Here is an 11,926-nt window from a genome sequence, read left to right on the forward strand (position 1 = left end):
TATGAGCAATACCCAAAAAACTGGTTTTGTTTATTCAAACGAAATCTTACAATACCGTTTTAGTAATCAACATCCTTTCAATCAAATGAGATTGAAACTGACAACTGAACTATTAAGTGATTTAGGTTATTTAAAACCTGAACACATTGTTAAACCGCGAATCGCTACAGATGACGAATTAAATTTGATTCATAGCTATGATTATATACAATCTATTAGACGTGCATCACATGGCATTTTAAATGACAATGAAGCCAAGAAATATGGCTTAGATGGAAGCGATACACTACAGTTTAGAATGATGCATAAACACAGTGCACGCATTGTGGGTGGTGCCCTTAATTTAGCTGATAAAATTATGGACGGTACATTCACCAATGGTTGCCATTTAGGTGGTGGGTTACATCATAGTTTGCCAGGTCGTGCCAATGGTTTCTGCATATACAATGATGTGGCAATTACGATTGCTTATCTCATCAAGCATTATGATTTACGAGTAATGTGTATAGATACAGATGCACATCATGGGGATGGAACACAATGGAGCTTTTACACTAACAACGATGCATTAATTTATTCTATACATGAAACAGGCAAATTTTTATTCCCTGGTTCGGGAAACTATACAGAACGCGGCAATGAACAAGGCTTCGGTTATACCGTCAATATACCACTTGAACCCTACACAGAAGATGATTCTTATCTAGAAGTCTTAAATGAAACATTAGAACCTGTGGTTGCCTCTTTCAAACCTGATATCATTGTGAGTGTGCACGGTGTAGATATTCATTATTTAGACCCACTCACACATATGAGTTGTACATTAAATGCACTATATGAAATCCCCTATAAAATTAAAGCATTAGCAGATAAATATACTGATGGAAAAGTAATTATGTTTGGTGGCGGTGGTTACAATATTTGGAAAGTTGTACCTAGGGCATGGACGCATGTTTTTTTAGCATTAATTGGTGAACAACAACAGCAAGGCGAATTACCTGAAAAGTGGATCGCTAAGTGGACACCCTATGCTACTTGTGAATTACCTACAACTTGGAAAGACCAAAAACTAGATTATCAATTAATACCTAGACGTAAAGAAATTACAGAAATCAATATGAAACATGCAACTCAAGTATTAAGTTGGTTTAAATAACATTGGTATTCATTATTTTATTACATAAAAATACAGACATGATAAAGCCCCACTACTCAGTTCGTTGAGTTAGTGGGGCTATTGCACGAGTTGCAGCTCAAGTGACACTTAAATCCTGTTCATTCTTACTTAACTCTGACAACGAAATCATGTTACATAAAATTTATGTCCAAATTCTGCTGTTTTATTAACTTTATTTTGTAGTACCTCTGTATTCAATTCTATGTGGTAAAATCACATTAGGTTCATCAATTTCTTCTTCGTTCATATATTTGGTTAATAATCTCATTCCCACTGCACCAATGTCATACAACGGCTGAATCACACTTGATAATTGTGGTCTAACCATTTCAACTAAACGTGTGTTATTAAAACTAACAATTTGTAAATCATCTGGAACAGTTACACCTTCATCTTGTGCTGCATGAACTAAACCAATTGCTTGTTCATCACTAATTGATAAAATAGCATCTGGTTTAGTAGATTTTAATGCACCAAATGCACGTAAACCATCTTTATAGGTCTCATTGCCATTGAAAACTAATTGTTCATCTAATGTTAATTGATTTTCTGATAAAACCTCTTTTAATCCTTCTAACACATCTTCTTGTGCCTTTTTGGAATAGTCTCCGCCTACAAAAGCAAATCGTTTTGCTCCTTTTTCTATTAAGTGCGCTGTGATTTCTTTTGCAGCTGTTTGGAAATCGATATTGACAGATGAAATTCCTTCATCTTTACCGTTCGTACCTGACACGACTACTGGTACAGATGATTTATTAATCAATTCTTTAATTTCTTCTGATATCGTTCCACCTAAAAAGATAATACCATCTACTTGTTTACTTAATAAATTATTAAAAATTTCTTTCTCTTTGCCAGGGTCATTATCAGAATTCGATATGATTGAGTGATATTTGTACATTGTAGCAATATCTTCTAAACCACGTGCGAGTTGTGAATAATACACATTTGAAATATCTGGGATGATTACCCCAACAGTCGTCGTACGTTTACTTGCTAATCCTCTTGCTACTGCGTTGGGACGATAACTCAACTTTTTAATAACTTCGTTCACTTTGTCTCGTGTTTCCGGTTTTACATTTTGGTTACCATTTACGACACGCGAAACAGTAGCCATAGATACCCTTGCTTCTCTAGCTACATCATAAATTGTTACAGTCATAAACTTCCTCCTTGAAAGCGATTTCTTTATTATTATACTCTGTTTTCATAACATTTTCAAAGTTTACCATATTTTTCGCAAATGTAAAATCATTTTGATTTGAATGTCATAATAATGTCAATTTCATAATAATTTATTAAATCTTATTTAAGTATATGTTTTTATTTCTATTACAATCATTTTCAAAAATAGTAATTAATATTAGTATAAATTCGTATAAATTGCTATTAAAAAGAAATATAAAAACCTCTATATGCACCTAAATAATTAGTATGCAAAATAGAGGTTATAAAGTCATCGTATGATATAAATTATTTTAATTGTTTATTGTTATACATATCAGCTAATGGTTTTAATTCATTGTAGAATTTTTCAAATTCATTTAAATCCATTTGTTGACCGCTATCACTTAATGCAACAGAAGGATCTGGGTGAACTTCTGCCATAATACCATCAGCACCAACAGCTAAACCTGCTTTTGCAGTTGGTAACATGATATCTTTACGTCCAGTACTATGTGTAACATCTACTAAAACTGGTAAATGTGTCCCCTGTTTTAAAATCGGTACTGCTGAAATATCTAATGTATTTCTTGTAGCTTTTTCATATGTACGTATACCACGTTCACATAAAATTATATTTTCATTACCTTGCGATGCAATATATTCAGCTGCAAAGATAAATTCTTCGATTGTAGCGGCTAATCCACGTTTTAATAATACTGGCTTATTAGAACGTCCTGCTTCTTTTAATAATTCAAAATTTTGCATATTACGCGCACCAATTTGGAAAACGTCTAAATATTGATCAGCGATTTCAAAATCTGCTGGATTTACAATTTCACTTACAACATTTAAACCATATTTATCTTTTGTATTTTTAAGTATTTTTAGTCCTTCTTCACCTAAACCTTGGAAATCATAAGGTGATGTACGAGGTTTAAACGCTCCACCTCTAATGAACTTTTCACCTTTGGCTTGTAAATCTGCTGCAACTGTATCTACTTGTTCTTGTGATTCAACTGAGCATGGACCAAAAACAAAAGATTTATTACCGTCACCGATAATACCTTTATTATCAAACTGAACAATCGTATCTTCTGGTTTCAATTTTCTAGATACATATAAATGTTTTTCATTCTCTGATTTTTGCAAGTCAGTAGAGGCTTTAAATATTTCTTTAAATAGTTGTTTAATCACATTATCATTAAACGGACCTTCGTTTTTATCTAATAGTTGGTTAATCATTTCTTTTTCACGTTGAGGGTCATAAACCATTGTACCCTGCTTGCGCTTTTCTTCACCTATTTTTTGTGCAATCTTCCCTCTTTTAGATAAAAGGTCTAGTATTTGTTCATTAATTCCAACAATTTCATCTCTGTATTCTTGTAATTTGTCTGTCATTTTAGTCACCTCTATGAAAATTTTACAGCGATATTTTATTCTGCTTTAAAGCGATAAAATATTTGTTAAACGTAATTCTAACAATAACTGCATATAAGTTCAAGTCTCAAACGTAAAAAATCACTTTTAAAGTGAATACGTTTAATGATAACTGAATTTTCTGTTATTTTCTAGCCGTATTTTTACACTATTCCATAAATAATCAATTTATACCAACGCTCATCACAGCGTATGCAAGGATATTAAACCCCACTTAACATAAGTAACTATACTTATGTTATCTAATGCGGGTAGTTGATTCGTTAATTTTTAGTTTACTGATAATTGTAGGAATAAGTACTGAAGTGTCCATTGACAGTGTATGTTGAGTAAAGATATACATTTCACATATTAGGCATTTCGTTAATTTAGTTGAGTAATGTTTATTAAATTATACGTAAGTGCCTTATTTTTTGAATAACAAAATATCAATTATACTGATTTTGTAATGTGCTGACACCCAGGGGAATCTTATGAGTGAGAGACTACAGGCTCGAACCATATCCTAGCCAAGCATGGACAGTCAAAAACGTAAGATTTTAACTATAAAGAGGACCAATCCATATTATGCATTGGCCCTCTTATTTTGAGTATAGAATTTATGTCCGAGACTGCTTTTGATTATAGAATTTATTCTAAAATCACATAACAGTTTTAATCATTAAATGTTCTTTTATCTATTTTACTTTTTGCTTTTTCAGTCTTTTTGCTTTGCAATCTATTTTTTGAATATGTTGGCACCTCATTGTCAGAATTAGAGCCATCAGTACTATTATTAGAAGATTGCTTACTAATACCTTGTTCAGCATTATCATGTACAATTATACCGTCTTTAAACGACACACTTTTATGTGTTTGTTTAACACGTTGCTCTGCAGCCTGAGGTGTATTTTTAGTTGAAGATTGATCATGTTTATCAGCAGAATTTTCTACTTTATTATTATTTTCAACTGCATTATCTAATTTCTTTGTAACTAAATTAGGTACTTCTTGATTACCTTTGGCTGTTAAAGATTCAGGTTTTAATAAATTAACGGTTTTTTCAGCTACTTTTGAGTCTTTAGACATTGCATCACGTTTTTGACTCGCTGCTAATGCTAATCCCGAAGCAGTAATACCACCTGCAATTGTTGCTGAATTTATGCTATCTTTAGCTTCAGTCTTGTCATTTTTTGTAACTAAATTAGGTACTTCTTTTTTAGAATTAGATTTTACACTTTCTTCAGTTACAAGTTCAGTTGTATTTTTCTTAATTGTCGGGTCATTTGTTAAAGCTTTATTTTTTTCTTCAGCAGCATTGGCTAATTTCGTAGCCGATACTGTATCATTTTTTTGTGATTCGTTAGACGTTGAAGCAACTGTAGAATCAGCTAAATGATGTGTTTCTGACTCTTTCTTGATTGCATTTTTTTGAGCATTCTTTTCACTATCAGTTGGTTGTGCTTGTTCATCAATATTATTCAAGCCTTCTGATGTTTCATCCGATTGTTGTTCAGTTAATGTATCTTGTGCTTGTGGTGACGTATCAGATAAGTTGTGAGTAGCCGTCTCTTGTTGAATTGCAACTTTTTGCGCACCTAATTCATTGTTTGTAATTGCTTTTTCTTTAATATGCGCAACTTGACGTTCTGCTTCTAGTTTGTCATTTTCAGCTTCTTTAACTACATTTGATTTGAATGTTTTATTACTTTTAGGAACGGATTTCTCACTTTGACGTGATTTACTAATAGACACTAATCCTACAGCCGAACCTATCACAGCACCTACTATAAATCCATAAACAAACACATTTCTAGCACCGGATGTAAAATATTCTGGTACTTCATAACTTTCTAAATTTCTTTCGTAATCATCTCGATTATAGTACTTCATATTTGAATGCCTCCTATAACAAATGCACTTAAATAAGTTTATACCTCATTTAAGTGCATTTGTTTTTTAAGTATATAAATGATTAATGGTCAACACGTGTAGTATAGCTGTGATTTGCATCATTTGCTACGCTACTTGTTTTATAATTTGCACTTTCTCTACGATTTCTTCTGTTTTGCCATTTGTCAGCAACTTCCATTGCAACATTTGACCATTGTACAACTTGAGAAATTTTATCTTCATTTTGAGAAATATTGTGCGTGATTGAGTTTGTTACTCGATCAACAGAACCATTTAATGTTTGAACTGAATCACCGATACCTTTAACAGCATCAACGACAGAGTTTAAACGTTCTGATTTATCTTGAATATCTTCAGTTAAGCGATTCGCTTTATGAAGTAAGTCAGTAGACTCACGTGTAATCCCTTGAATTTGTCCTTCAACTCCATCAAGTGTTTTAGCAACGTGATCTAAATTTTTCTTAACTGAAAGTAATACAACAACGATTCCTATACATAACACTAAAAAAGCAATCGCTGCAATTATTCCAGCTATAGGTAAAATCCATTCCATTAAAAACGCCTCCTAAAAAAACATATGTTGTTATTTAATATAAATACCCACATCATTTTAACATAAACATATTAAAATGAGGTAGTTACACCGATATTTTCCATATATGCGCGCTGGATTTTTTGTATATCGCCTGCACCCATAAATAAGATAACCGCATCTTCATATTGTTCTAAAGTATTTACACTTTGCTCATCAATAAGTGTAGAACCATCTACCCTTTCAACCAAGTCTTGAATAGTTAGTTCGCCATTGTTTTCTCTTATTGAGCCGAAAATTTCGCATAAAAATGTTTTATCCGCAAGACTTAAACATTCAGCAAATTCTTCTAAAAAAGCTTGTGTTCTACTGAAAGTATGTGGTTGGAAAACAGCTATAACTTCTTTATTAGGATATTTTTTTCGTGCTGTCTCAATTGTAGCACTAATTTCTCTTGGATGGTGAGCATAATCATCTACTAATACTTGTTTACCTGCCTTAGTTTCATTAAATCTACGTTTTACACCACCAAATGTTTCTAACGCTTCTTTAATATTATCAACGTTCAATCCTTCTAAATAACTGATTGCTATTACAGCAAGTCCATTTAAGATATTATGGTCTCCAAATTGTGGAGATAAGAAGGTATCATAAAAATTATTATTAATATAAACATCAAATTGTGTACCCTTCTCACTAATTTGAATATTATCCGCATAAATATCGTCATTTTCAGAAAATCCATAATAATAAATAGGTACATCTGCTTTTAAATCACGAAGATATGGATCATCTCCCCATGCGATAATTGCTTTTTTTACATTTTGCGCCATTTCTTGAAAGGCATTAAAAACATCATGCACATCTTTAAAATAATCTGGATGATCAAAATCAATATTTGTCATAATTGTATAATCCGGATGATAACTTAAAAAATGTCTACGGTATTCGCATGCTTCAAAAGCAAAGTAATCACTAGCTGGAATACCTAATCCAGTACCGTCACCAATTAAAAAGGATGTTTTTTTATCTCCATTCATAACATGTGATAGTAAACCAGTTGTTGATGTTTTACCATGCGCACCTGTTACAGCAACTGAAGTATATTGGTTAATAACATGACCTAAGAAATCGTGATAACGAATCACTTCTAAATTTAAATCATGCGCGCGTACAACTTCTTCATGCGTATCAGGAAATGCATTACCTTGAACAATGACCATATCTTCCTTAATATTATCTGCATCAAAAGGGAGAATTTTTATACCTTTATTTTTTAATGCGACTTCTGTAAAAACATAATTCTTAATATCTGACCCTTGTACTTCATTTCCAAGATCATGCATGATTTGTGCTAATGAACTCATTCCGGCACCTTTAATGCCGACAAAATGGTAATGTGTCATTGTAACACTCCTTTATCTCTATATTAATTATCATTTAAATCAGATTCAGTGATATACACATCTCTGGGTTTAGAACCATTTGCTTCCGAAATATAACCTAACTGTTCTAATTGGTCTACAATTCTAGCAGCTCGATTATAACCGATTTGGAAATGTCTTTGTATCAGTGAAGTAGAAATATGTCCTTCTTGTACCATAAATCGACATACATCGTCGAATAAATCATCTTGCGGATGACTTTCTACTTTTTTCAACAATTCTTTTTCTTCAAAAAGATAATCAGGTTCACGTTGCTGTTTTATAAAATCAACGACATCATCAATTTCTTCATCAGAAACGAAAGTTCCTTGTACACGTATTGGTTTGTTCATTCCACTTCCTAGGTAGAGCATATCTCCATAACCTAATAAGCGTTCTGCTCCACCACTATCTAAAATTGTACGTGAATCTACGCTTGAAGATACCATAAAAGCAATACGTGTCGGTATGTTCGCTTTGATTAGCCCTGTAATTACATTTACAGATGGTCTTTGTGTTGCAACTAACATATGAATTCCACATGCGCGTGCTTTTTGTGCAATTCGTGCAATTGATTGTTCAACCTCTTGTGGCGCCATCATCATTAAATCAGCTAATTCATCTATTACTATAACAATTTTTGGCATTCTATCTTCATAATTTGCCTTTTTATTAAATGCAGTAATATTTCTAACATGATATTTAGCAAATACTTTATAACGACGTTCCATTTCTTCCACTGCCCATTTTAAACTTTGTGTAGCAGCTTTAACATCTGTAATAACAGGAGATACCAAATGTGGCAAACCATTATATGGTGCCAACTCAACCATCTTAGGATCGATAAGTAATAATCTTAGCTCCTCAGGATGATTTTTATACAATAATGACATTAAAATGCTGTTAATAGATACTGATTTACCTGAACCTGTAGCACCAGCAATTAATGCATGAGGCGTTTTTGCTATATCCATAACTAACGGCTCATTATTAATTCTAAGTCCCATAGCAACTGTTAATTTAGATTCAGCATTTTTAAAAGTATTATCTTCTATGATAGAACGTAAATTAACAGGTGTTGAAGACTGATTTGGCACCTCAATACCTACTAAACTTGTACCTGGAATAGGCGCTTCAATACGTATGTCTTTTGCTGCTAACGCCATTTTAATATCATCTTGTAAGTTAGTGATTCTTGATACTTTTACACCTTTTTCTACAGATAATTCAAAACGAGTCACACTTGGCCCTTCTGTAACAGTTTGAACTTCCGCAGGTACATTGAAATAGTAAAATGCTTCATTTAATTCTTGTTTCTTTTCTTCAATCCACTGATTATCTACTTCATGGACCTTAGGTTCATCCAGTAAATCAATACTCGGAAGTTTAATATTTGGACCTTTTCGTATAGTTGTTTTGCTTTCTTGGGATGCTTGCATGCTTTGGTTCTGCTGATTCACAGAATTTGATTTATGAGAAACGGTAGCATCTACAGAATGTTTATCCACATGATTGGTTTCTGCATTTTGTGGTTGTCCATTATACCTGTGACTTATAACTTCATTTTTGTCATCTATGCTGGATGCTACTTCTTCATCCTCAGTCAACGTTTCAGATTCCGTATTTATAAACGTATCTTTTGACTCATTAGCATTAGAATTATGTTCTTCCAGGTTAGTTTCAGTTTGCATTTGTTGATTAAATGCAGCAGTTGATTCATCTTTTTCACTTTGTGCCGTTTTATCTATTTTTTCATCTGATTGTTGTAATTCAGTATCATTTGAGTTCACAAAAGCATGTGTGTCGTTAAGATTTTTCTTGGCATCAAGCATTCTTTTTTTGTCAGATGGTGTCATTACTACATTGAAAGGTTTTGGTTTGCTTCCTTTCGAGTTGATTGTATTTTTATGTTGTTGTTTGTTTTGTTCATCGCTATTCGCTTTAGCGTTTGTTTTAACATGATCTTGTTGTGCTTCATTTTCGTTATTCTCTGACATTTGTACGTCATTAGCAACTGTTTCTTCACCATTTTCATCCGCTTCAGTTGAAGTTGATAAATCTTCTTCATTCCGTGATTCATTCTGGTTAATATCATTAGACTCATCTACATATTGCTCATCTTCTTTTTCAAAATGATGATTGGTATGCAATGATGTATTATCTAATACATCATCATTTTCACATTGTGACGTTTTTCGTTCATTGTTATTAGTTTGTTGAGTCAAATCAACTGTATTTTGTGTCGTATCTTTTTGATTATCTGAAATTTCTCTATAGGTAGCTTCCGAAATACCAGTATTATCAATAGTTCCATTTGAATTTTCGTCATGATGGTGCAAATGATTGTCTATATCTGCATAATCAATATCTTGAGAAAGATTTGTTTCATCGTTAGCATGATTCGTTGATGATTCTGTAAGATTTGATGCTGTTTCTACATTTTCTGTTTGATTTTCATTTGTATTTGAAACATCGTCAGAGTCATTAATGTTATGTACATTACTTATATTGTCTAAATTAATTTCTTGATAATTGTATTGTGACGTATCAATTTGGTCAGTTGTATCATGTTCATCCGTTGCATCTTCACCAGACGATTTTGTTGAATAGTCTGTATCACTAATTTTATTTTGTGCACCATCTAATGAACTTTCTCCAATATATTGTTTTGCTTGCTGTGCATACATTTCATCAATTGCTTTTTGAATTGTATCTTCATCATTTTGTTGATTTTCTTGACGCTTCTGTTGCAATGCTTTTTTAAATTGACGTTTTTGAAGCACTTTACGTTCACGTTCGCGACGAATTTCTTCAACAATTTGAGAAGCATAGATATTTTCTATATTGATGGTATTATTCTTTTTTGGAGTAGTAGTAGCTTGTGATACATTTTCTTGTTGTATCGACTTATCTTGTAGTTGTTCATTGCTCTTTTCAGCTGATGGTTGTTCGCTATCAACTTGAGAAGGTTGAGCAAACGTTGTTTCAGCAGTGTCATTATGGTCATTATTAGAATTTGATTTGCGTTCTTCTTGCACTTTATTTTCATTATCATCTTTAAAACGATGATTAGGTTTTATCACACCATTTTCTAAAGGGTGTGGTTTTTTAGTGCCAAAAATAGCTGACGGAACCTCGCTAGCTTTAAATTCACTTTTATGATATTGAGGGGTAATGGGCTCATGTCTTTTTGTACTATGACCATTTTCACGTCCAGTACCACCTAAAACGTCTGTTTGAATTCTTGTTCTTTTGCCTTTGTGTTGTCTCTTTTCTTTTTGAACTTCATTATCTAATGACGCATTTGTTTTACTACGAGATGTTGCATATGATTCTTTAGATGATTGAGTAAATTTATCTGTAGCATTTTCATTAGCCATTTGTCTTCTTCTTCTATGACTGTGATTCTCAGTATGGTGACTAGTTGATTTATGGTCAGAATTTTTAAATTCATTTTCTGATTTTCCATTAATAGCGTCCTCAGTTTCACTATTTTCTTCTAAAACACGCATTGGAAATCTAAATTTCCCTTTAGGTCTCTCATAAACATCGTTATTTTGAGGAAGTAATGTGTCTTGATGTTCTTGACTCTTTTGACGTCGTTGGTTTCTTTTATTTAGATAGTCTTTATTAGGATCATTTTCTTCTCCAAATAATTTGTCGAACCAGCTCATTCGGACATTACCCCCTTCTATTCTTCAAAAAATGCCTGTCCAACTTTGTATTCATCAGACAATACCATAATACCTTTTTCCTGTGGTGCATTTGGTAAATTTAATTCTTTCATAGAACAAATCATTCCACTTGAATCTACACCGCGTAAGGCTGCATCTTTAATAACCATTCCACTAGGCATTACTGCACCTACTTTTGCAACAACGACCTTTTGCCCTGCTTCAACATTCGGCGCACCACAAACAATTTGTAGCTTTTCTGTTGCTACATCTACATTCAATACACTTAATTTATCAGCATCTGGGTGTTTTTCTTTAGTTTCAACATAACCAACAACAAATTTTGGTGATAAATCTGCATTTAGTTCAAACGTGAAGCCAGCATTTTTAATTGCTTGTTGTAAGTCCTGAATTAACTTCTCATCCAACTTTATATGTCCATTTCCATCAATATCTGACACTTTTGATGCATTGAATATATTAAAACCTACAATCTTGTTATCTTGACGAATTGCTACTACATCATTCTTTGTCTCATACGTAAATTCGCCTGTTGCGGGCTCAATTTGTAAAAAAGCTACATCTCCTACAGCTTCTTTATTGTAAAATAAATTCATTTTTT

General features: G+C 32.7%; 8 protein-coding genes. 1 reads left to right on the forward strand and 7 read right to left on the reverse strand.

Translation table 11 applies throughout. The features are described 5' to 3' along the window. Position 1: 1 nt before the first annotated feature. Positions 2-1,156: an acetoin utilization protein AcuC gene (locus tag KA830_RS11320; protein WP_064208830.1), complete on the forward strand. Its 1,155-nt coding sequence runs from the start codon at positions 2-4 to the stop codon at positions 1,154-1,156. A 193-nt stretch (positions 1,157-1,349) separates the two neighbouring features. Here the strand turns inward: KA830_RS11320 and ccpA are convergent, their stop codons facing one another. The 7 genes from ccpA to ytpR all read right to left on the reverse strand — a co-directional run bounded on the left by ccpA (position 1,350) and on the right by ytpR (position 11,921). Beyond that, positions 1,350-2,339, reverse strand: coding sequence for a catabolite control protein A (gene ccpA, locus KA830_RS11325; RefSeq protein WP_192945927.1), 990 nt, complete (start codon positions 2,337-2,339; stop codon positions 1,350-1,352). A 311-nt stretch (positions 2,340-2,650) separates the two neighbouring features. Beyond that, a complete protein-coding gene (locus tag KA830_RS11330) occupies positions 2,651-3,742 on the reverse strand; it encodes a bifunctional 3-deoxy-7-phosphoheptulonate synthase/chorismate mutase (protein WP_046206831.1) in 1,092 nt (363 codons plus the stop codon). Positions 3,743-4,435: 693 nt separating this feature from the next. Then, positions 4,436-5,653 carry a hypothetical protein gene (locus tag KA830_RS11335; RefSeq protein WP_204180430.1) on the reverse strand — a complete coding sequence of 406 codons (1,218 nt, stop codon included), beginning with the start codon at positions 5,651-5,653 and terminating at the stop codon, positions 4,436-4,438. An 82-nt stretch (positions 5,654-5,735) separates the two neighbouring features. Further along, entirely contained in the window at positions 5,736-6,227 is a 492-nt protein-coding gene (locus KA830_RS11340) for a DUF948 domain-containing protein (RefSeq protein WP_046206829.1), read from the reverse strand. A 71-nt stretch (positions 6,228-6,298) separates the two neighbouring features. Beyond that, complete coding sequence (gene murC / locus KA830_RS11345; protein WP_046206828.1) at positions 6,299-7,612, reverse strand: UDP-N-acetylmuramate--L-alanine ligase; 1,314 nt, start codon at positions 7,610-7,612, stop codon at positions 6,299-6,301. A gap of 23 nt (positions 7,613-7,635) precedes the next feature. Next, positions 7,636-11,304: a DNA translocase FtsK gene (locus KA830_RS11350; protein WP_210122870.1), complete on the reverse strand. Its 3,669-nt coding sequence runs from the start codon at positions 11,302-11,304 to the stop codon at positions 7,636-7,638. 17 nt (positions 11,305-11,321) lie between these two features. After that, positions 11,322-11,921 carry a YtpR family tRNA-binding protein gene (gene ytpR / locus KA830_RS11355; RefSeq protein ID WP_046206826.1) on the reverse strand — a complete coding sequence of 200 codons (600 nt, stop codon included), beginning with the start codon at positions 11,919-11,921 and terminating at the stop codon, positions 11,322-11,324. Positions 11,922-11,926 lie beyond the last annotated feature (5 nt).

Origin of the sequence: Staphylococcus sp. GDY8P119P (assembly GCF_017892075.1) — a bacterium.
GTDB lineage: Bacteria > Bacillota > Bacilli > Staphylococcales > Staphylococcaceae > Staphylococcus > Staphylococcus ureilyticus.

Coding starts and splice junctions, on each gene's coding strand:
- KA830_RS11320 (WP_064208830.1), top strand. CDS start 2: ATGAGCAATACCCAAAAAACTGGTTTTGTTTATTCAAACGAAATCTTA.
- KA830_RS11330 (WP_046206831.1), bottom strand. CDS start 3,742: ATGACAGACAAATTACAAGAATACAGAGATGAAATTGTTGGAATTAAT.
- ytpR (WP_046206826.1), bottom strand. CDS start 11,921: ATGAATTTATTTTACAATAAAGAAGCTGTAGGAGATGTAGCTTTTTTA.
- KA830_RS11340 (WP_046206829.1), bottom strand. CDS start 6,227: ATGGAATGGATTTTACCTATAGCTGGAATAATTGCAGCGATTGCTTTT.
- murC (WP_046206828.1), bottom strand. CDS start 7,612: ATGACACATTACCATTTTGTCGGCATTAAAGGTGCCGGAATGAGTTCA.
- ccpA (WP_192945927.1), bottom strand. CDS start 2,339: ATGACTGTAACAATTTATGATGTAGCTAGAGAAGCAAGGGTATCTATG.
- KA830_RS11350 (WP_210122870.1), bottom strand. CDS start 11,304: ATGAGCTGGTTCGACAAATTATTTGGAGAAGAAAATGATCCTAATAAA.
- KA830_RS11335 (WP_204180430.1), bottom strand. CDS start 5,653: ATGAAGTACTATAATCGAGATGATTACGAAAGAAATTTAGAAAGTTAT.